This is a genomic window from Fulvivirga sp. AWR4_260 (assembly GCF_056158185.1).
In genome coordinates, this window is record NZ_JBSWSU010000015.1 from 2,639,528 (window position 1) to 2,662,469 (window position 22,942).

18 protein-coding genes and 1 pseudogene are annotated in these 22,942 nt (G+C 36.5%); 13 read left to right on the forward strand and 6 right to left on the reverse strand.

Annotated elements, in window-relative coordinates; translation table 11 throughout:
- The first annotated feature begins 117 nt into the window (after positions 1-117).
- Positions 118-657 carry an eCIS core domain-containing protein gene (locus ACXACQ_RS17420; RefSeq protein ID WP_474977247.1) on the forward strand — a complete coding sequence of 180 codons (540 nt, stop codon included), beginning with the start codon at positions 118-120 and terminating at the stop codon, positions 655-657.
- A gap of 197 nt (positions 658-854) precedes the next feature.
- Here the strand turns inward: ACXACQ_RS17420 and ACXACQ_RS17425 are convergent, their stop codons facing one another.
- The 4 genes from ACXACQ_RS17425 to ACXACQ_RS17440 all read right to left on the reverse strand — a co-directional run bounded on the left by ACXACQ_RS17425 (position 855) and on the right by ACXACQ_RS17440 (position 11,151).
- The gene (locus ACXACQ_RS17425; protein WP_474977248.1) at positions 855-2,789 is read right to left on the reverse strand and encodes an endo-1,4-beta-xylanase; all 1,935 of its coding nucleotides are present in this window, start codon (positions 2,787-2,789) and stop codon (positions 855-857) included.
- 89 nt (positions 2,790-2,878) lie between these two features.
- Entirely contained in the window at positions 2,879-5,533 is a 2,655-nt protein-coding gene (locus tag ACXACQ_RS17430) for a glycoside hydrolase family 44 protein (RefSeq protein WP_474977249.1), read from the reverse strand.
- 690 nt (positions 5,534-6,223) lie between these two features.
- On the reverse strand, positions 6,224-8,461 hold the full coding sequence (locus ACXACQ_RS17435) for a T9SS type A sorting domain-containing protein (protein ID WP_474977250.1): 2,238 nt from the start codon (positions 8,459-8,461) through the stop codon (positions 6,224-6,226).
- Positions 8,462-8,502: 41 nt separating this feature from the next.
- The gene (locus ACXACQ_RS17440; RefSeq protein WP_474977251.1) at positions 8,503-11,151 is read right to left on the reverse strand and encodes a GEVED domain-containing protein; all 2,649 of its coding nucleotides are present in this window, start codon (positions 11,149-11,151) and stop codon (positions 8,503-8,505) included.
- 337 nt (positions 11,152-11,488) lie between these two features.
- Between ACXACQ_RS17440 and ACXACQ_RS17445 the strand changes: the two genes are divergently transcribed.
- From ACXACQ_RS17445 to ACXACQ_RS17470, 6 genes are all read left to right on the forward strand, one after another.
- The gene (locus ACXACQ_RS17445) at positions 11,489-11,614 is read left to right on the forward strand and encodes a hypothetical protein (RefSeq protein ID WP_474977252.1); all 126 of its coding nucleotides are present in this window, start codon (positions 11,489-11,491) and stop codon (positions 11,612-11,614) included.
- Positions 11,615-11,750: 136 nt separating this feature from the next.
- Complete coding sequence (locus ACXACQ_RS17450) at positions 11,751-12,287, forward strand: VOC family protein (RefSeq protein ID WP_474977253.1); 537 nt, start codon at positions 11,751-11,753, stop codon at positions 12,285-12,287.
- Positions 12,288-12,741: 454 nt separating this feature from the next.
- Positions 12,742-13,638, forward strand: a complete 897-nt coding sequence (locus ACXACQ_RS17455; RefSeq protein WP_474977254.1) for a leucine-rich repeat domain-containing protein — start codon at positions 12,742-12,744, stop codon at positions 13,636-13,638.
- Between the two features lie 498 nt (positions 13,639-14,136).
- Entirely contained in the window at positions 14,137-14,685 is a 549-nt protein-coding gene (locus ACXACQ_RS17460) for a TetR/AcrR family transcriptional regulator (protein ID WP_474977255.1), read from the forward strand.
- Positions 14,686-14,794: 109 nt separating this feature from the next.
- Positions 14,795-15,661, forward strand: coding sequence for an alpha/beta hydrolase family protein (locus tag ACXACQ_RS17465; RefSeq protein WP_474977256.1), 867 nt, complete (start codon positions 14,795-14,797; stop codon positions 15,659-15,661).
- Between the two features lie 129 nt (positions 15,662-15,790).
- Positions 15,791-16,249: a hypothetical protein gene (locus tag ACXACQ_RS17470; protein ID WP_474977257.1), complete on the forward strand. Its 459-nt coding sequence runs from the start codon at positions 15,791-15,793 to the stop codon at positions 16,247-16,249.
- A 908-nt stretch (positions 16,250-17,157) separates the two neighbouring features.
- Here the strand turns inward: ACXACQ_RS17470 and ACXACQ_RS17475 are convergent.
- Positions 17,158-17,529, reverse strand: a complete 372-nt coding sequence (locus ACXACQ_RS17475) for a hypothetical protein (protein WP_474977258.1) — start codon at positions 17,527-17,529, stop codon at positions 17,158-17,160.
- Between the two features lie 483 nt (positions 17,530-18,012).
- Here ACXACQ_RS17475 and ACXACQ_RS17480 point away from each other — a divergent pair.
- Positions 18,013-18,749, forward strand: a pseudogene (locus tag ACXACQ_RS17480) (tyrosine-type recombinase/integrase).
- A 69-nt stretch (positions 18,750-18,818) separates the two neighbouring features.
- Here ACXACQ_RS17480 and ACXACQ_RS17485 read toward each other — a convergent pair.
- Positions 18,819-19,160, reverse strand: coding sequence for a winged helix-turn-helix transcriptional regulator (locus tag ACXACQ_RS17485; RefSeq protein ID WP_474977259.1), 342 nt, complete (start codon positions 19,158-19,160; stop codon positions 18,819-18,821).
- A gap of 88 nt (positions 19,161-19,248) precedes the next feature.
- Between ACXACQ_RS17485 and ACXACQ_RS17490 the strand changes: the two genes are divergently transcribed.
- The 5 genes from ACXACQ_RS17490 (at position 19,249) to ACXACQ_RS17510 (ending at position 22,939) form a co-directional block, all read left to right on the forward strand.
- Positions 19,249-20,040 (forward strand): SDR family oxidoreductase, encoded by a 792-nt coding sequence (locus ACXACQ_RS17490; RefSeq protein ID WP_474977260.1) that lies wholly within the window; start codon positions 19,249-19,251, stop codon positions 20,038-20,040.
- A 622-nt stretch (positions 20,041-20,662) separates the two neighbouring features.
- Complete coding sequence (locus tag ACXACQ_RS17495) at positions 20,663-20,944, forward strand: transposase (RefSeq protein ID WP_474977261.1); 282 nt, start codon at positions 20,663-20,665, stop codon at positions 20,942-20,944.
- Between the two features lie 59 nt (positions 20,945-21,003).
- A complete protein-coding gene (locus tag ACXACQ_RS17500) occupies positions 21,004-21,267 on the forward strand; it encodes an IS3 family transposase (protein WP_474977262.1) in 264 nt (87 codons plus the stop codon).
- A gap of 16 nt (positions 21,268-21,283) precedes the next feature.
- A complete protein-coding gene (locus tag ACXACQ_RS17505) occupies positions 21,284-21,565 on the forward strand; it encodes a transposase (RefSeq protein WP_474977263.1) in 282 nt (93 codons plus the stop codon).
- A gap of 897 nt (positions 21,566-22,462) precedes the next feature.
- Entirely contained in the window at positions 22,463-22,939 is a 477-nt protein-coding gene (locus ACXACQ_RS17510; RefSeq protein WP_474977264.1) for a glycine-rich domain-containing protein, read from the forward strand.
- The last annotated feature ends 3 nt before the right edge of the window (positions 22,940-22,942 follow it).

Consider the following 22,942-nt stretch of genomic DNA (forward strand, 5'->3'; position numbering starts at 1 on the left):
TGGATTACAAGGGTATAAATTAAAACACCCTTCTGATGTAAATTCAAGCAAAAGCTATTATATTATGTAATTAATTAAATTTACTAACCTGCTTATAAAATCACCATGCAAACACGGGTGAATAAACCATTAAATAAACCCACTACTTCTGCCGCACCTACCGCTTCGCAGGTCAAAAAGCAGGGAGCAAGCTCGGTTTCTTGGACAGATCAGCGACCTGAAGCAGTAGCACAGCGTAAGTTACGGGCCAAGATTCAGCAAAGCGCCAGAAATGAAAGCATAAGCCAATTAAGGCCAACGACTGAACGTGATATTGTTCAACAACAAACACTACAGAAAAGACCGAACAATACGGGCCTACCAGACCGCCTTAAAAATGGAATGGAAAACCTAAGTGGTATAAACTTAGACCACGTAAAAGTACATTATAACTCTCCCAAACCTGCGGCAGTACAAGCACACGCCTATGCACAGGGCAGTGACATTCACCTGGCCTCAGGCCAAGAAAAACACTTACCCCACGAACTAAGCCATGTGGTGCAACAAGCACAAGGCCGAGTAAAACCCACAACCAAAGTAAATGGTATGTCCGTAAATGATAATCCGGGACTGGAAAAAGAAGCTGATGTAATGGGAATCAGGGCTTTAAACCAGTAGATATTACTACTTAATTATTTGCTAAAAACACTAATATCGGAAGTTAATATTGATGCGTAGCATTTAATACCGGCTGTTATATACATTAACTTATAAATACCTTAAATGATAAACAATAAAGTTCCAAGCAATGACTGAATGCTATGTTAGTTATTGCTTGGAACCTCTATGAATTAGATTTTCTTAATAAAACCCGTTTATTTTTTAATTATCTTTTCCTTTATAAAGCCAGATTCATTTTGAATAGTAATGAAGTAAATACCCGGCAGTAAGTCACTTGAGCTAATCTTAAATAAAAGCTCTTTTGAAGTCAATTGCTTAACAAGCGTACCTTTTTGGTCGTATATTCTCACGTACGATGCATCGGCATTACCTGATAATTTAATATGCAATTCATCTTCCACAGGGTTAGGGTATAACCATGAGGTTTCGTTATCAACTGATTGCATTACTCGATTGTTAAATTGCGAAGGAGCTGCAACCTCCACATGTGACCACGCAAAACTTCCTACACAGTGAATATACCAATTACCATTATCAGAAGGAGGGAAGTTATTAGACCATGTATTGGTGTAATCCACTCCATTTATTTCAACTAAATCCATATTCCATGAATTAATATAGCTTATAGGCCCTGAAGTGACATAGCAAAACTCACCTTCACCATCTTGCGCAAACGGTGTAGCAATAGGGGTAGGGTTCTCGCAAGATGAAGGGTTGGTGCCTTCTTCTATAAATGTAGCTGTGATAACGGTATTTTCTTCAATAGTAAAAGTAACAGTAGTAGCTGTTCCGCTTACACCTCCACTCCAACCTTGAAACACATAACCCTCATCAGGAGTAGCTGTTAAGGTTATTTCTGTACCTTCAGCAAAATTTACACCTTCAGGTGATTGGCTAACCGATCCATTTCCATATACCGATACGCTTAATGAAACAGTATCAGGCACACCTTCTAATGAAAAATGAGCAGTTAGTGAGCGATTAGATATGACAGAAATTGTAGCTGGGTTTGTAGAGCCTGCTACATCACCTCCCCAATGGCTAAAGACGTACCCAGGTTCTGGTGAGGCTGTGGCTGTTACGCTCGTTCCACTAGCGTAGGAGCTCTGCTGCGGAGATAGGTTAACTGTGCCTCCACCATCCACATAAGTATTAATAACATATGGGCCTGGAGTCGCTTCATAATCAAAATAATCTTTAAGCCACTGCAAAGCGGGCCTTTCTGTAACACCATCAGCCGCTAGCAAATAAGCTTCGTTTCTCCACATATCTCCTTGCAAATAGCCCCATAAGGTAACTCCTTTTACTGAAGGGTGCTCCCAGAAATAAGGGAAAAGCTGCTGATAAAGAGTCAGCTGCGTGCTATCATCTCCTCTAAGATCTAACTCAGAAATGTATATATCTAGTCCTGTAGCTGCCATTACTTCTAAGTTTCTTTGAATGGTACTAAAACTGATATTTTCCAAACTATGGGCTTGCAGGCCTATGCCATCAATAAGACCTCTTTCTTGCAGAATCTCTACTATTTCCAGAAAATCGTCACATGTATTGGTATAATTCAGAACGTTATATTCATTCAGCACCAGCTTAGCATTAGGAAAATAAATTCTAGCTTGTTCAAAGGACCATATCACCCAATCCCAGCCAGTGGCACCAGATCCACCCAGTGCAGGAGCGTATGAAGGAGGTGCATGTAATGGTTCATTTACAACATCAATCAATTCCAGATCAGGATATCGCCCAGAAAGGGCTTCATACCATTCGAGCACTTCATCCATCTGTTCATTTTGAGGTACATTTCGCATCCAAGCAGGCTCACCGGAAGAGTGGCCCCAAACCAAGGTATGTTCCTTAAAAACTATATCAAATTCTCTGGCATGATCATAGGCTCTATCTAGCCACAGCCAATAATTAAAATCATCACGATTTTGCTCGCAAGAGGCCCATTTACCTGCATTGCCTGGGGTAAGCTGAGTCCAATAATGATCAAAATTTAAAGGGGTTTGACCAAGGGTATAGGTGTTACCCAGAAATTTACTTTGGTTTTTCGCCAACTGCCCAAAAGTATTAGAATACAAAATACAAAGCAGCAGTAGCGTAACCATTTTTATACAATGGTGTGATTTCATGAAAGGGTTCATTTTGGTTAAACATTAATTTTATACAGTAGTGTCAGGAGTAGCAGAGGTATAAGCTACTTCCTATGACTCTATTTCACTTATTCTATTAATAGCTTTTTAGTATAGATATCCTGTTCTGTTTCTACATGAACTGTGTAAAGACCGGAAGGCAAGTTTCCTAATGTTAGTCTAAAAACCTGTTGGTCTGCACTTTGAGGAGACAACTCTTTTTTATACACCTGCATACCTGTAGCATCATATAGAGAAATGATCAGGTTGGTTTGCGGCTTCTCGTTTAATTGTAACCATATATACTGATCGTCCACGGGGTTAGGGTACATACTTACCTTATCCACTTCATCGTTTGTGGCTAACCGTTTATTGATATTGCTTTTGGCAGATAAACGCTGGGCATTACCATTTACCTCCAAGTGTGACCAATCATAATTTCCTACATAATGAATGTACCAACCTCCATTTTGTGCCTCGGGCAGACTGTTAGTCCAAGTATTAGTATAATCCACTCCATTAATTTCTAATAATTCTAGATTCCATGAGTTGATATAAGACACTTGTCCTGTGAGGAAAAAGCAAAATTCACCTGATCCATCTTTAGAGAAGGGCACTGCTACTGTCTCAGGGTTATCACAAAAGCCAGAAGCTTCAGTCACCATTATGGTAACATTATCGGTGTAGCCACCATCTGCGGTGGTCACGGTTATTATAGCCGTACCTGCCCCCAAACCTGTTATTAAACCACTGGAACTTACTGTAGCAATACTTGTATCTGAAGAGGCCCACATAACTGAAGTGTTGCTAGCATCGTTTGGAAATACAGAAGCTATGGCCTGTGTGCTACTACCTACACTCAAACTTGAGTCTGATATAGCAATGCTTACTCCACTTACCGGTACAGTTTCATTTGTAACTACTATATAACTACTATCCTGATAGTTACCATCTACAGTAGTAGCTGTAACGTAAGTACTACCTTCGGTTATTGCTTCAACTAGGCCATCGGTACTGACTGTAGCAATAGAAGGATTACTAGAGCTCCAGACGATGGCTTTATTAGTAGCATCAGCAGGCAATACTTCTGCAGTTAGAGCTGTGGAATTACCTACATTAATGGTAGCTGTATCAAGAAGAAGGTTAATGCTCGCTACGGGTATAGCACTAGCATTACTAGTAAGTATAAAATGATATGCTGATAGTGGCGGCAAATCATAGGCAAACTCATTTCCAGAAAGGCTTAAGGTGCTTTTTTGAATTATAGCAGCTGTACCTTCCTCTACGGCATATACATCAGCAGAAGTATAGTTAACCATACTGCCAGCGATATCAAACGATCCACTGATAGAAGAAGTAAGACTTTTGTTTAATACAATGATATGCAGTTCTTCATCCGAGTCACCATTAACAGCAGCATACACCGAGCTATTGATTTTATCATCCATGCCAGCATCTACATACACTTCTCCAAAAGAGGCATTGTCACCGTCATAGTTGTTATATAATTCATATGCTAAAGACCCAAAGCTACCCGGATCATACCAATGAGTAGCCGCATACACTTCATACTTGGCAAATATTCCTAATACATCAGCCAATGCTATAGTGCCTGTTACATCTTCATAACCACCAAACTGAAATTCATTAAAAGAAAGTTTAGTGCCTGGGTAATAAGTGTCAATGGAATTCTGAACAGTAGGAATCAATGGCATAAAATCGCTAAAATATTCGAAGATCCAACTGTCTTCAGTATAATCAGGGTCCCAAAAAGCACGAGGTGCTTGAAGTCGGGCTAGTTTATCATTAGTAGAGTTGGCCGAAGGGTCTATAATACGTTGATCTCCCGCAGCCTCAGGATACCAGTGTAGGTCTATTACATCAACCAAACGAGTATTAGCTAGTGAACCGGCCTTTTTCATTTCATCTAAATAGTAATCAATAAACCAGGAATAGTCACCCTGCAATGTAGACCAGTCCGGAGCATTTTGAAATGAAAGATAACCGTTAAAGCCATAAGACGATAAACCAAAGATTTCCGCATTAGGATCTACATTTTTAACCGCTGTGGCCAATGCCGTAGAGCGGTCTATTAAATCCTGACAGGAAGGCTGAGTAGGATAGATATAAGGGTGCGTTTCGTGCCATAAATCCGGCTCATTATCTAGCGCATATTTAAGGCCTCCGCTACCATATTTTTCAGTTAAAAAATTCACAAATTCATCAATATAAACTTTATCATCCGTTTTGTCAGGAGTAAGGCTAAAGTCAGTTCCTTTCTCGTAAACGGCTTCATACCAGCGTGGACTAGGGGCAGTGGTGACTACCTCACCATCCTTATCAGCAGAAACATACCCAGCCATTTGTAAAGTAATAAGTGCGTCAGCACCCGATGCTTTTGCTTGGTCTACAATAGTAGTAACTACTATGCCTGGTTCTTCAGAGTTGGTTACACCTACATGCCAAGGCCAAAAATTATCATTTACATGGAAGTAATCTGCACCTGCATTAGATGCATTATTTTCCCAATTATAACCCGTAGCCCTATTACCTCCCATACGTACCAGTGTATAATTCTCATCAGTACTTGGGTTTACATTAGGCTCCCAGTTACATCCATAAATAAGTGGACTGATTGGTTTTCGATTTGTTTGTGGTGAAATAGTGTAATTTACATTGAGCTGTGCCATAGCCAATGTTGCTGTCAGGCACATAGCCGACAGCATCAACAAGAGCTGTTTCATGAGGTGGTTGGTTTAGGTTTTACAAATAATTTCAGGCAAATATCAAAGCACTATGAACAATCAGAAACTTCTAATATTTTGCCTGTGGTTATATAATTTAATGAAAAATTATGCGGTAATAAAATATTAGCAATTGAAAAATGAGACTTGAAATTATGAAATCCGGAGTCTATCTACATAAATAAAAAAAGGGTGCGCACACTCCTTTAATTATATGAATAATTGGAAAAATGAATATTTTAAAAAAAATAATAAAAAATCAGGTTCACTATTTCTCCCGGGCCTTATCACATAAAACACCTAGCACATAGAGACACTCAGTAGCACGCAAAACCACTAAAAAAAAATACGCTTACAATGATTATTGGAGGTTTCAATGCACACAACAAAGGACACTTGCTCTTTTTTTAATGTTACTTCTCAACTGATAGCAAGGCCTTTGGTTGGCATTTGATTATTAAAAAATACCAATTATAAAATCATTAGAAATTTCGATATCAGCAGCATCCCTACGCCCACAATACGTACTACTATAAGATTGTAAAAATAAGCCATTACATTAACCGCTTTGATCAAATGATTGTACATCTAATGCAATACATTATTTGACTGATAGATAGGAGAAAAGGGGAGGGCAAGGCGATAAAAGAAAAAGGTCTACATCATGATGTAGACCTTTATAATAATTAATTATTCTTTAATAATCTTTTGAAGATATTGCTGGTCTCCATCTTGGGCTAATATGATGTAAGTACCTGGTTTTAAACTACCAATCTTAAGAGTTTCACTTTGGTTGGTTGTTTGCTCTGTCATTATCACTTTTCCATTGATGTCTATCACTCTGATAGTAAAGTTTGAAGTTGTTTCTGGTAAAGCTATCTTTAGCTTATTGCTAACGGGGTTAGGAGAAACATTGAACTGCTTTTTATTAGCAATTACTTCTTCTTCGGTAAGCCTATTTGATATACTGCCTCCAGAAATTCGATCAGAACAGGTAGTGACGATGGAAGTTGATGTATTAATACAGTATGTATTATCAATTATTTGTACAGAAACTTCACCTTCTTGACAAACCCCTGGAGCATAGATAAGTGTATTAATGCTCTCAAAACCTCCATTTAAACTCCAAGTAATTTGATCAAAAGTACTAAAATCATACTCGCCTGAAGAGGTAGTAATTTGATATATTCCAGCTCCAAACGGCTGTGTGATTATAAAATCATAACCTCCATCAGTAGCCATCGAAACATTCAAAGTACTTGATGCTGTAGTAGTACAACCAACGGCTGACACGCTCACTATTCCTTCAGCATTGCCATTAGGGGCTACAGTTACAGAATTAAGACTGGTATTAGTAGATACAAATGTCCATCCTGCAGGAAGTGACCAGTTAAAGGAAACTCCTTGTTGAGCAGCAACACTGTAAGTAAGACTTGCATTCAGGTCTGCTTCTGTTAAACAAGAAGGTCCGGAGATAACTGGCGTTTCAGGAGCATGAGCAATTGTTAATGAGCTTGATTCGCTATTTTCACACCCAAGGGCTATTACCGAAACTGAGCCGTTTCCATTAAAGAAGCCAGCAGTGGTAGTAGCTGATGGGGATGCAGTAGTTATTGAACTAGGAGAGAAACTACTAGGAAAAGTCCACTGGTAACCGGTAGCATTATCAACAGCTGGTACGCTGTAAGTTACTTCTTCATCAAAGCCAAACTCTAAACATGTAGGTCCATCGATTGTAGCAGGAGTGTTTGGTTTAATAGTTACATCAAAGCTTAAAGCATCATTACCACAATTAGCAGATTGAGCAGTTATTACACCACCTGTCTCTCCTGCTTTTAAAGTAACAGTAGACAAGGTTGTGTTTGCATCAGCGTGACTCCAGCCCTCTGGCAAATCCCAGATTACGTTGGTGTTTGAATTAGTAACTGAGTAGGTAACATAGCTTCCTGCTTCCACACATTCTTCTCCAATTATTTCATTATTGCTTCCAAAAGACCTGTTTATAACAAAGGCAGTGTCTAAGGGTTGATTACAGCTTCCAGTTATTTTAAGTGTAAGTTCTCCTTGCCTGTTATCAGCATTTACTGTTATTGAGGGGGCATTAGGGCTAGAGCCATCAGCAAAAGTCCAGCTAGAGCCTATACCAAAACCCCATTCATATTCTTCACCTTCAACAGCATTTAGTGAAACAGTGAATTGAGAGTCGGCTAAAGGTAAACATTCAGGCGGTGCTACACTAAAAGTAGGTAACACTGGCCCATGTGCTAATGGGAGCTCATAGGTAAAACCATCGTTAAAATTCGCCAACCCTATATCTGCTTTTAAAACATCATTGCCGGTTAGCTGGCCTACTTCAAAGGTAATAGAGCTGCTGTCTACACTATAAGAAAGCACATTCCAGTTATTGGGTACATCCCATTCGTATAAGTCTATACCTATTTGATCATTAATATTATAACTAACCAGCGGGTCGATGTAATAAGTGACAACGTCTCCGGTCAGCAAACATGAACCACCAACAATACCGACATTTTCCTGTTTGCCAAAAGACTTAAATATATCTATGCTAAACTCACTAACCCCACATGTTTGCTCTGTTTCAGGGTTGATATAACTAACATATAACCTACCTTTACCATACCCTAATTTTGTAGGTTCATTTATATTTGTAGATGCCACTTGAACACTTAGGCCATCGTTAGCCCCTACAATACTTAAGTCTCCTTTAGTATACCATTGAATATTTTCGATATTCATACCATCAGGAATACTTAAGGCATAATTACTGCCAGAGGAACTGACAGGAATTACATCATAACTTCCGACCGAAGTATATTGCCCATTTTCGAGTTCCTTTAATATCTCTTGGGCTTTTAAATTAATACAGCAGAAAACACATATTAAGATGAATAAATTAAAAGTTTTCATAAAATTTTTGGGTTAAATTGATAGATCCTTTTAAAGTATCTTCATGGAGATTTTATAATTCTAATTACTTCTAAGTTGCCATTCTGAGGAATCTTCATCACATACACCCCACTTTTCAGTCCAGATACATCTAATAGATAAGGCTCATGAGCTTTTAACTCTAGGTGGTGTTCTGATATAGTTTTACCTGTGCTGCTCATGATAGAAATATTCATGTTTTTATCTTCATTACTTTTAATCCAAAGGTTGTTTTCAGTAGGGTTTGGATAGATTTTAAGGTCTGACAAAACGGGGTTTTCAGTGCTGGTGATGTTTGGTATTTCTATACTTTCAATGGTAGTATTACAACCTTGACTATCAGCTATATTTACATTATAGCTGCCTGGTGTTAATATTACTTCTTGCCCAAGAATGGTAGGTTCTTCCCACTCAAATTGGTAAGGAGGGGTTCCACCTTCACAGTTGATGAATATTCTTTTTGTTTGCTCATCAGCGTCTTCTATAGTGTAGCTACATTGTAGTGGTTGAACCTGGTCTTCGATCATAATGGTTTGTGTCATGTCACAGCCATTGGCATCAGTAAGAATTAGCTCGTAGGAGCCAGCCAAAAGCTTATCTTGAGATAATGAGTCATATCCATTTACTAGGTGTAATAATTGATCATTTTGGATGATAGAAAGCGAGTATGGGGCTGTACCTCCAGTAGGGTAAAGCTGGATAGATCCTGTCTCAGAGCCAGCGCATTGCGGAGATATAATTTGGCTTGAAAAGGATAAAGGATAAGGCTGTGTTATGCCAATTAACGCTGTCTGCACCTGACAACCAGTGTTTACATCTTCAACCCACGCCTGATAATTACCTGGTTCAAGGTTAGAGATTTGCTGCGTATTAGCGTTGAGGGAAGTACCATTTCGAGTCCATGAATAACTAAATTTTCCAGACCCTCCAATAGGCTTTAATGCGATAAAACCATTACTCGCATTAATACAACTAATACTTTGATAAGTGCTGCTTACCGCTAGTCCATTGCAAGATTCAGGAGCTTCAAGCGTTATGATGTAGTCTTGTCTGCCTCCTCCAAAAAGATCATTGCCGCAGGCTTCATTGGCTCCTGGAGTAGTAGATGCTGAGTTAGTGAGTTTTATTCTCATTCTGGTCTTTCCAGGTATTACATTTTCGGGGATAGTAATGGTATTGCTTAAGCTTCTGTCGTTGTATGCAGTGGTTCCCATCAGGAAAGATTCTGTTTCGTGGTCCCAGTTACCATCTCTATTAAGATCAATGTGTAACCATACATTATACTTGTACAGGTTGCCATTGAGAACACTATTTGTGAAGTTGAAGGTATAGGTTTCATTGGCTTTTATAGTGGTAGTGTATTTATCTTCTGGCAATAGAGGAAGTGCCTCATCTTCAGGGTTTCTGTTGTATTCTAGCGTATTGAGTTTAAGGTGATTAATGTATTCATATCCTCCGGGAATGGTGCCGCTAGGCTGGCAATAATCAGGGTATATCTGGGTTGAAAAAGAAGCCTGACAAGAATAAAGAACATTTCCTTCACTGTCTTTTGCAATTCTTTCAATAGTGTATTCTGTATTCGGAAGAAGTTGCGGCAAGTTGATTTCTCTGGAAGTAAGATTGAGAGATAAGGTATCAGGTGTCTGACCAGTTACACCTAAAAGAATGTCATAGTTAGCGTCTTGTTCAGAGGCTGCGGCCCAAGCAACAGTAAGGTTCGATGTGGGAGCTTCAGAAAGCCCATCAAGCAGGTTGAAGTAACCTATGTAATCAGAGTCATCTAAAAATCTTGTAGATTGGGCTTCAGGAAACCCTTCATAAGTGATTAGATAAAATGGTTTGCTGCAAGGGGGGATCAAGTCGGTTGGAGGGGTGAAGTTGTAGATCCATCCAGTAGCTATGTTATCACTGGGATTAATGAAAACATTATCATTAACCATGCAAGTCGCATTTAAATCGGTAGTGAATTGAGGGGCGTCCCAAGTGTTTACCCCTTCCTGGATCTGAAGTAAGATGATTTTACTTTCAGAATTTCCTCTAAAGCCAATAGTGATTTCTTCTACTTCATCAAGCAGGCCATAAGCTTCTGAGGATCGGTAACCTAATCTAAAGGATTGATTGTTTTCAAATAATATAAGTTGAGGAGTAAATGCTCTAAAAGACTGAATATCTGCATATCCAAATGTAAAAATAGATGTTCTTTCTCCAGGAAAACCAAAATGACTAATTGAGATATTATTTAAATAGGGTTGAAAATTATTATTGATTCTGGCTATAGCTATAATGTCGTTATATAATTGAGAGGAGTTAGAGGAAAATACGCTATCAAATGAAATGGGGATGCTAAATGGAGTTTGAGATGTCCCAAATTTCAGATATCCGTTGTTGGAAAAGGAAATACGATCAAAATAGTTTCCACTAAAATAGAAAGGAAAACCCACCTCGTAGCCAGTGCCGGTAACAGAATCAGTATTAATGGCAGTTTGTTCATTAACGAAAACCTTCCAAGGATCACCTAATTCACCAAGTGTGTAGTCTGAGTATATTAAGAAGGGGTCCCCTCCAACCGAAAAAGAATAATACTCAATCTGTGCCTCTGCTGTGAGAAATGTAAAGTAAAAAATGAAGAGAATAATTTTACTCTTCGTTAAAAAATTAAAGGCCGAGAACATAAACAAAGCATAAAATTAAATTATATCGGCAAAGGTAAGATTTATTATTCCATATTATTTCTTGAATTTATATAATAACTTACATGTAAATTGAAAAGTAGAAATAGGAAGGGAACTGAACTTATCATCATTACACATCATCAATAAGTACCTAACGCTTAATCAATTATTACATAAAGGAATTGGTTTTGATAATACATTGCACAGGTCTTAATTAAGCAATCTTAGAGCAGGTTAATTCAACATATTAGGCTTTAGCCATAATTGGTACGCTTAAATAGTTGTGTGCCCACTCAATACTTTTCACCTGACTGAGACCTCTTTAAGAACCTGTCTGATGTCACAATTTTTAGCCACTGACTTGGAAGAGAAGCAAATTCCCAAACAATATCTGTCAGCTTTAGCATGTTCAGGGACATTTAACAAAATGCTAAAAAAGACTTCCGCCATTTGGATTAAATAATATTAAAGCTTTAGAAAGCTATTTCTGAAACCTTTTTAGCGCGCCAGCCAGTTATCAAGAATTTTCTTCAATACCCATGACAATAGGCTGTCACCATCCGTCACTTTCTTTGTGACATCACTTTAATAATTAAACTATGTTAAGCCAAAAGCAAAAGAAAATTGCCATAGTGCCAGAAAACTATACCACAGTTACACCATGGATAATTTCCCCATCATCAGAAAAGTTAATATCATTTTTAAAACTGTCTTTCGGTGCTGAAGAAATACCAAACAGTATTATCAGAAATCAACAAGGAATAATTATCCATGCCGTAATTAAAATCGGTGATGCCATGCTGTTACTTTTTGACTCCAGAGAGGGATGGCCCACTACACCAAGTTATATGAATTTATATGTTGAAGATATTGAAAATGCTTACAATAAAGCGTTGGAGCACGGAGCGGTATCCGTGACCAACATAACGCCTTTATGGTTTGGAGAGAAAGTGTGTAGAGTAATAGATCCATTCGGTAATCTTTGGTGGATTAACGAAAGGGTAGAAGAAGTTGACTTTACAGACCAGGAAGAGGTAGTGAAAAGAGCTTCAACTAAAGAAGCTATGGAAGGAATCGATTACATTCAACAATCGCTTGATGAAGCATTCAAAACCCAAAAACGTATGTTAAAATAGATATAGGCAATTAGTACGACCATCCAGCGACTGAATGAAGTCGTTGGTTTATTCATTATTAATAGTATTTACTCTGGCTAAGGTGAATTTATTATGCAGATGCAAAAACTCTTGATTTTCTAAAGAAGACCTATTACCAAAATAGTAGCTGTTCAGAATATATTTAGTCAACTGAGAGTTTAAAACATTAAATCTTACAAACGAACATTATGCACATTATATCCGATTGATATACAAATAATTAAGCCATATACCTGCTATAACATATAGCTTTACAGGTTTAACAAGAAACAAAACGCATATAAAAATAATATTTTTACTTAATTTAATCTTATATTAGATGCGTAAAGGACATGAATCTTCAAGTATGAAGATGTTGTGTGTATTTCCATTTCGGAGCCCGTGAATTCAATAGTTCAACGCGAACAATTAAATTTTATAAAACTAATTTTAAATGAAATCAATAAGACTTTTTGTAACACTAGTATGCATAGCATTAGTAAGCTTTTCTTGTTCTGATGATGACACCCCTACCTCCAACAACTATATAAACATTCCTGACAGTGTATTTGAGTCCATGCTAATCGATTTAGGAGTAGATTCAGACAAAAAAGTTAACCAACAAATACTTACTTCTGATGCTCAAAAAGCAACAAAACTAAACTTACAATTTTCTGCTTCTTTTGGGCGCATTAAAGACTTAACAGGAATTGAAGGTTTCACAAACATTACATTTTTATCTGCACCACTACATGATATTTCAGAAATTGATTTAAGTAAAAATGATAAACTTGAATTTTTAAGTCTGACAGCAAACAAGCTAAATACAATAGATTTAAGTAACAATAAGAATTTAAAAGAAGTAGAGCTAGAAGCTAACAATTTATCAGCTATAAACGGTTTAGAACATGCTACCAACTTACTAGAGCTAGACCTATCATACAATTACTTTGAAGAGCTTACCTTAAAAAATACGTCTCTTGAGGTACTTCGTATAACTGATAATGATTTAACTTTTCTTGACATTAGTAAGTGTACACAGATAAAAAGCATGCTTTTAACAACGAATAAACTTGCCTCATTAAACCTTGATAATAACACTAAACTCGAAACCTTATTAGTTTCTAATAATAAGCTAACAAGCATTGATTTAAACCATAACGACAGCTTAACTTACCTTTTCATTTCTAGCAATAAGCTTAAAAGTTTGGATTTAAGTAAAAACCAAAAATTATTAGAGATTCATGTTGATAGAAACCCCGATTTACACTGTATTAAAACAGAAAACAACCAAAATATACCTCGTATCTACAAATCAGATTCACAACAAGTAAATAACAGCTGTATTTAATTGTATTGGTGAAACTGTTTCCACTAGAATCACTCTCAAAATAAAGGAAAGCTAGTTTTTTCAATTTTGTTCCTAATTATGAGGTATGTACATGTATAAATAAGTTGTGCGTATTGCGAACACTATTTAGTGACGCTCAAGGAGAATACAGAGATGACAATTGGGTAATAAGTTTCTATAATAAATTGAAAATGGGAAAGATTTTTCAGAAAAAACAAGTCCTAAAAGTGACAAAAATGGGGCTGCAATAGGGTAGCCCCATGTATCGCAGTAAAAGAGACTCGCGCACTCAAGAATATTATTAGCTTCTTGCAGCATATCCATGTGATGCTAGCAAAGTTTTTCATTTCAAATTTTGCCATCAATACATACACGCGCCATAATACCCAATAAAATCATGAAGCGAGCATTAGCTTCAACCAAAAAAAGCGATGCAGATCTTAAGGAGATATAGAATTTTTTATTATTTTATCTATCTATAAGTAGATAGATTTATATATGAAACAAAAGATCATCACTGAAGCGAATTCCTTATTGCTAAAAAAAGGATACAACGCCTTTAGCTACAAAAGCATTACACAACAAATTGACATTAAAACATCGTCAATTCATTATTACTACCCCACAAAAACAGACTTGGGTATTGCCATCATACAACAACATGAATTGGCCTTAAAACAAACTATACATAGAAATAGGAATAAGAATGCAATAGAAAAAATTGACAAACTGTTTTACTATTATCAAAAATTGGCCAAAAGCAACAGTGTCTGCATTGTAGGCGCCATGGCATCGGATATCAATACCTTGGAGCCACCACTAAGAAATCAACTCCTAAACTTTTCAAACTCAGTAATCGATTGGGCAACTTCTATCATAGAAGAAGGTATTGAACAACAATTATTCAAATCATCTCATAACGTAAGGCTAAGTGCTAAGTTGCTAATATCTAGCTTAATGGCACTAGTTCAAATGGCAAGAATAGAACAGGTTTCCAACGATTTTGATCTTTGCATAGAAGAATTAAAAAGCAATATTCTACTCTAAAAAATTATGTATGGATCACTAGAGAATTAGCTGCTATTTTATAAAAAAACCCTTAAAACAGCTCCCAACGCCATGAAATCATCTTTCCACAATTCTTTAATCAACTATAATGAAACAAGAAAATTTTGAAACACTTTGTGCTGATGGCGTAAAATTAAACGGCATTTTACTTATCCCAGAAAAACCAAAGGCTGTAATTCAATTTAATTGTGGTACAGGCACAAAAAAGGAGTTTTACCTTAAATTCTTAACATATTTAGCAGAGAATGATTTTTTGTGTTGCCTTTGGAATTATCGTGGCACTAAAGAACACGATGACCTAAAAAAACTTGATATCAGTTATGTGGATTATGGACTTAAAGATATGCCTGCAATAAAAAGTTATTTGGATAAAAGGTTTCCAGAATTACCTTTTATACTCATCGGACACAGTGTAGGAGGCCAACAAATAGGGTTTATGAGCAACTTGGGAAATGTGGTTGGTAACATCAACATCGCTGTTTCTTCTGGCTACTGGCTTTATATGCCGTTTAGGTACCGCATGAAAGCCTATTTCTTCTTTTACATATTCGCACCATTAAGTGCTACTATCTATGGATATATCAAAGCAAAGCCTTATGGTTTTATGGAAAACCTTTCTACAAAATTTGTATACGAATGGCGAAATTGGCTGGGGGAAAAGGATTTGTTTTTCAGCAAAAAATACTACGGAAAGAGCTTTCCAATAGGACATTTTAAAAATTTCAAATTTCCTATCCATACTTACTACTCATCAGATGACACCATATCTAACAAAAAAAATACAAATGCATTTTGGCGAAACATACAAAGCGATAGAGACATCACATTCACAGAATTAGAGCCTAAAGCATTGGACTTGAAAAAGATTGACCACTTTGGCTATTTCAAAACGCGCATGAAAGACAAACTTTGGACTGACATTGTAAAACGATTGGACGCATTGGTTGGAACATAAACAGCACCTGCTATACCTCTATAAAATTAATTAGGAATTGTTTACATCATCTGACCTCTATAATAGGAATAAGGGAATGTTTCTATCCCTTATGCAATTGTTGGCAGCAGGCTAAAAAAATAAAAGATAATGATTGACATTTTAGATAGGATAAAATTATTTGAGATTTTAAGCAAACTTCAGGCAGACGATAAGCCAATATTTGGAATAATGACAGCGCAGCACATGATAGAGCATTTGGCTTTTGCAGTTCGGTTTTCTAACGGAAAAGAGCCTCAACACCATTATTATCCGACAGACAAAGAGCAACGAATTAAAGCGTTTGTTATCGGCACAGACAACGCTATGCCGATAGGTTTTAAATCTCCTGTTCTGCAGACAGAAGGACTTCCTACACTTAAACATTCTACTTTGGCCACGGCAATTGACAACCTTAAAGCTGAATTAAAGAACTTCGACAATTATTTTACCAATCAACCATTAGATAGGCCTGTTAATCCGACCATGGGCGAACTGAATTATCAAGAATGGGTACGGTTTCATAACAGACATTTCACTCACCACTTCCGACAATTCCGTTTACTTTAAGTTTGACAGACGCGATGCATTTACATTGACAACAACAAGGCAATTAAAGTCCGAACTGCTTACATGGCCCCGATGAAAAAAAATAGAACAAAACAACAAGCATTGCTCTTTGGAGTGTCTACCTTAGATGGCACTAAAAAATATGACTGAATTTTTATTATAAATCATCATGACATTATGATTGGAACTGGAAAAATTAAACAACGGATTGAAGAAATAAAACTACCTCCAATCGAGTAGTCGATTAATCTCCCCATAATTAAGGCAAAATATTCCCCCTAAGTTTTATAATTATATGATTGACTTTATTGTAAATATATGAAGAGTTGCTTTTTTATTTTAGATGATATAAATGGCCATGCATAGGAATAACTAGCCATGTGTATAAAATAAAAAAGGACAAACTTAAGTTTGTCCTTTTTGTGGAGCAAGGCAACTCAATTTCGAACTTTATTGCAGAAGACATAAAGCGAATTCAGGGGTATGTGAGGTAGTTTTTTGTATTGAAGTCATTTAATTTAGATGGACAGCAAGCAATATTCAACATTGATTTATATCATTACTAGATGGCACTCATAATAAGAATGTAGAATCAACCCGTTAATTATAAATAGGTTAAGAGTTTCATAATGAATATGCTTTTAAAAATTATTCTTATTTCATGACTTTAGCTAGCTTCATCAGCATCTGAATCTATACTATTAGTTTAATTACAATTACCTCTTAAGTAAATAGATGCCGTTATTATAACCACATATTCTAATACCGGATTAAAATTGCATCACACTTAGGCTTCTTACAGCCAAAAATGATGTAATGTGCAGTAGGGTATTATTGATTTAAGGGATGTACGCAAGAGATTATCATGGTGCGTCAGGAGGTGGGTGAATAGAATTTTTTAATGCTTATTATTCCATAAATTGTTGGTGTTGTACGAGTAGATATTTTTCAATATTTCGTTCCTTCAATGCTAGAAAGCCAAATTCATAGCAAAATAAGTAGACATCACCTTTTTGGTTTTTCCAAAAATGAGTGAAATATTTAGGGTTAAAACCTTCTTGTATCAAGGTTTCCTTTCTTACAGTAGATTTTCCTGCTTTATTAAATAATTTAAGCACCTTCCTGTTGATTTTCAATTGTTGATCCACCTTCAAGTAAAATTCTTCAGTTTTTAACCGCAGCTCATATTGAGCAATAGATTTACACTTGGCAGAACAGTATATTTTATCTTTTCGTCCAAAGACCTTATCTCCGCATGTTGGGCACTGTCTAGTTTTCATAGAGGAATATTATACGGATAATATACGAATAATATGCGTATAAAATTCCTTTTAGAATGAGAGGCTTTACGTAATTGCATTGGTTATGAAAGCATTGACAAAAAAATAACTTTAAAGCATTTGATGATTGGCGGAGTCAGAATGATAGGGATGAAGTTTTACCCTGATCAAGTTATTCAAACATTGATTAAAACATTGCCAGATATAAAATGGAGTAAAAAGTATGAAATGGCCTATTGCCCTAATACTCCTGAACATATAAAGCAAATACATTTTATTTTTAAAGGAGTGGCTTGGGTAGATGGGAAATACTTTTTTCGTAACAGACCACTAATTCAGCCTGTAAATGAGTCTAATCAGTTTAAAATTGGTGATACTAAAGTTAGAAAGACGATTGGTGATTATAGGTTATGCCCAAAAGATTATTTGCAGAAGTTAGCATTGAAGAAATATGCCGTTTCAACAGCTAAAACATATGTAGGTATGTTTGAGGGTTTTATAAATTATTATAAAAATGTACCTCTGCATGATTTAGGAGAGGAAGAAATAAGAAATTATCTATCATATCAGGTGTCTTTGGGGCGGTCAGACTCGATGCTGAATCAAATAATAAATAGTATAAAGTTTTACTATGAGATAGTGCTGAATATGCCCAATAGGTATTATGGAATAGAAAGACCGAGGAAGAGAGTTAAATTACCAGAGGTATTATCAAAAGAAAAAGTGAAGCGAATGATATCGAGCGTAAATAATATAAAGCATAAATGTATAATAGGCTTATTATATTCAGCTGGCTTGCGAAGAAGTGAGTTGCTCCAACTCAAAATATCAGATATAGATAGCGATAGAATGCAAATAAGAGTGAAAGGAAAGGGGGAAAGGATCGCTATACGCTCCTAATTACTAATTTATTGCAAGATCTACGAACGTACTATAAAATATATAGACCGAAGAAATATCTAATAGAAGTACAAGAGGGAGGGATTTACAGCGGAAAGAGTGTGTTGAATGTAGTGAAAAGGGCAGCTAGTAAAGCAAAGATAACCAAGTCAGTTGTTCCTCACATGCTACGACATAGTTTTGCTACACATTTATTAGAGGCCGGAGTGAATCTTCGTCAAATCCAAGTGCTGTTGGGACATAATTCTAGTAAAACGACAGAGATCTATACTCATGTAGCCAATACCTCTATGAAATTAATTAAAAATCCTTTAGATTGACTACCATAATAGAAATAAGGGAATGTTTGTGTCCCTTATACAATTGTTGGCAGCAAGGCTGAACACAAATTACTTCAAACCCAACTTTTTTCTGTGCTTTTTACCCCAACTTTCCATTGGTTTTACAACTTCATCAAGACCAAAAGAGTAATCCGTTACGGTATATTCAATTCTTACGGGATAATCATCAACAACCGTTCTTTTAATCAATAAATTTTCTTCCAAATGTTTCAATTCTTTGGACAGCACACGATTAGTTATTTTCGGAATTGAATTTGAAATCTCATTAAATCGTTTATTTCCACTATAAATTGAAAGAATAATTGGCAGTTTCCATTTCCCACCAAGCACGTACATCGTGTCTTGTATTGCCTTTATTTTTTCTTGAAATCGCTTTTCTTCTTTTGTCATAACATATCAAGTATCCTTTAGGATATAAGTATCAAATATATACCCTTTATATTTTAGATTTGTATTGTAAAACACAAAATTGATAAAAATGAAAACAATCTTTATTACAGGAGCTTCATCCGGCATCGGAAAAGCAAGTGCAAAATTGTTTCAGTCAAAAGGTTGGAATGTAATTGCCACAATGAGAAACCCGGAAAAAGAAAGCGAACTGACAAAATTGGAGAACGTAACGATTTTACCTTTGGACGTAACCAATCTTGACCAAATAAAATCAACAACACAAAAAGCGATTTTATTGAGTGACATTGATGTAGTGTTAAACAATGCAGGTTACGCCTTGTTTGGAGCAATGGAATCGTTTAGTGAAGAACAAATTGTAAGACAGGTAAATACCAATCTTATTGGTGTAATGCGAGTAACAAAAGCCTTTATTCCTCATTTCAGAGAAAAGAAAAGTGGTTTGTTTATCAATATATCATCTATTGCGGGACTTATGGCGTATCCATTTGGAAGCGTATATCACGCAACAAAATGGGCTTTAGAAGGTTGGAGCGAAAGTTTGTCTATTGAATTAGCCCCTTTTAATGTAGGCGTAAAAACTATTTCGCCAAGTGGAACAAACACAAATTTTAATAATGCAAGCGATATGGTTTCGCACCCCGCTTACGATAAATCTTTACAAAAACTATTGAGCAGTTTCAGTTCTGACAACACAGCAAAACAAATGGCAGAAGTTATTTATGAAGCAGCAACAGACAACAAAGACCAATTGCGCTACCTCGCAGACGAAACAGCTAAAACGAGATATTCGAGAAGATTGGAAATTGGTGTAGAAGAATTCAGGAAAGAAATTAAGAAATTCTTTTTGAGTATGTTTTAAAGAATTAAAAAAGAAAGTCCAGCTGCCAATCGTGTAGACGGCCGTGAGCTTTAAGCCCACGGTGCGCCTCACACACCACGTAGCGTACGGGTCTCGTACTACGCGGTTCATTGAATCTCGGGTTGTAATTCCTTCTGCCTGCTTAAGAAAAGGCTATAAAGGCTCAAAGACCAGTATTCCTAATCGAATTACGACACGATTCAATGTTCAGCCCTTCATTATTTAGTGAGGCCTCCTTGTTTTTCAAGGCTCGTTACCAATAACTACTATGACCTCAGCTGACTTCTCTCTACCCAACCCGTGAGCGAGAGACCTCCCCAGGTAAGGGCATATTCCTTCACCCAATATCCACTGGATCTACTGCATAGGTGCTGAGTGGATAACCACTTTGGGACGTCAGTATGATGTGCTACCTCATCCGACCTACGTAGCCTCAGTATCCAGTTCCTGTTCGTTGGAACCAGGATTTGCAGTCTCGCTTACTGCAGTGCATGCCTAACCACAAACCACCTTGCGACTTGCTAATGCTTCGGGACACGACTTCCGCACACAAGGGACTTTCACTGGAGTGTCTACCTTAGATGGTACAAAAAAGAGAGTTCGTAAATGATTAGATTTGAAAATGTCAAAAACGTTTGAAGATGAATTTAAGGTAATGATTGTAGACTTATTACAATCAGGCAGAAAAGCTACGGAATTAGGTGAAGAGTATGGTATAAGTGCTGGAACCGTTAGGCGTTGGCATAGAGAGTATAAGAAAAAATCAGGTGATTTTTCCAAGCCGCATGCCTTAACACCAGAACAACAAGAGCTTAAGGCACTTCAAAAAGAACTTAAAGAAGTAAGACTAGAACGCGATATATTAAAAAAGGCAGTAAGCATCTTCTCCAAGAACGACAGGTAAGGTACGGATTTATTCATAAAAATAGATTTCAGTATCCTGTTGGGAAGATGTGTAAGTGCATGGAAGTAAGCAAAAATGCCTATTATAATTGGCTCATTCAGCAAGGAAAGCCCAAGGTAAGCTCATCCAAAAAACGCCTAAAAGAGCGTATTGAAGAAATTTTCAGTAAGAGCCATGAAATATATGGGAGTTATCGCATTCAAAAGAAATTGGAACGTGAAGGCTTATTGTATTCTCGTTCCTATATCGCTTTATTAATGAATCAGATGAACCTAAAAAGTGGAGTGTCTACCTTAGCTGGTACAAAAAAAGAGAGTTCGTAAATGATTAGATTTGAAAATGGCGAAAACGTTTGAAGATGAATTTAAGGTAATGATTGTAGACTTATTACAATCAGGCAGAAAAGCTACGGAATTAGGTGAAGAGTATGGTATAAGTGCTGGAACCGTTAGGCGCTGGCATAGGGAGTATAAGAAAAAATCAGGTGATTTTTCCAAGCCACATGTCTTAACACCAGAACAATTAGAACTTAAGGCACTTCAAAAAGAACTTAAGGAAATAAGACTAGAACGCGATATATTAAAAAAGGCAGTAAGCATCTTCTCCAAGAACGACAGGTAAGGTATGGATTTATTCATAAAAATAGATTTCAGTATCCTGTTGGGAAGATGTGTATGTGTATGGACCAGCTAATAAAGATGATAAGCCAATGGAATCTCAAATGATAATTCCAATTAAGTTTAGAAGGGATGAATAAATTTCAATCCGCAGAATTAGACAAATTCAAAGATTGAATTTTTATACTAGCGCTCATGAGAATATAAAATAACATCAAGTAAGTATAGGAAGCAGGAAATAGGGTAGCGCTGCTGTTAGTCGCCTAATGTATCAACATTTAGGTGAAAAAAGCACATCAATTAAAAAGAATGGGGCAAAAGCTTTTAAAGCAAAAAAGGGCTATAAAGCCACTTTTTTGTAATGGGAGCAGAATCGAACTGCCGATCTCAGGGTTATGAATCTCAAATTCAAAAATATAAACAATTGATTGTCCAGTTTATAAAATTAAATCGACTATTGGTGCAATTTCTGGGTTGAACTTAACATAGATTGAAGTCTGCAAGCGATGTTAAGTAAATGTATAAAATAGAGTTTCATGAAGCCTTAGATCTTGCATGTCTATAATCATCAATCAGTAGGGCCTCGCAAAGTAATAATAGAAAACTTCATTAATGCAACATTGTTGCATTAATGAAATTGTTTGCTTATATATGCAACAATGTTGCAACTAATAAGGGTAAGCTGAAAACCTTCGATAGAGTAAGCGTTTAATCTAAAAATTTATTCATTATGAAAACCAACAAAGAAAACCTAATCGCGCAAATCTTATCAGACAAAGCTTCACGTTCAGTAGGTGGTACACATTGTAGCAACTGCGGTCACTGTACTAGCACTTTGTAAAATAAGTTGCAGCGGTGGTATGGGTTTCCATATCACCGCTTTTCTTTGAATTTAACGGCCATGAGAATTTTGGAAAAAGAACAGTTAAATAATTTATTGAGCTTTAAAAATGAGGACGTGCTTTCCAGATTTACTGATATGTATGATGTATCTGACGAGGAGGCCAGGGAGATACTTCAAGAAACTTTAAAGTTTCTTTATATCAGTCAAATACCAGGAACATTTATACCCGATGATTTACTCATTATTGATGAGATGTGGCATAATATGATCCTTTTTACCCCTCAGTATCACCAGTTTAGCCAACAGCATTTTAATAAGTATTTTCATCACCTACCGGCTACCAAAAGGGAAAAAGAAAATCGGAAGGATATGGTGGCATCTGACCCTGAAAAAGCCCGGCAGGATTATTTGGATAAGCTGCAGGTACTTATATCAGTAACTTATGATTATTTGGGTGAAGAAACCGTGAAAAAGTGGTTTCAGTTGTACCCAGAAAAATATAGTAAAGAGCGTATAAGATCATTGAGGAAGTAAAAC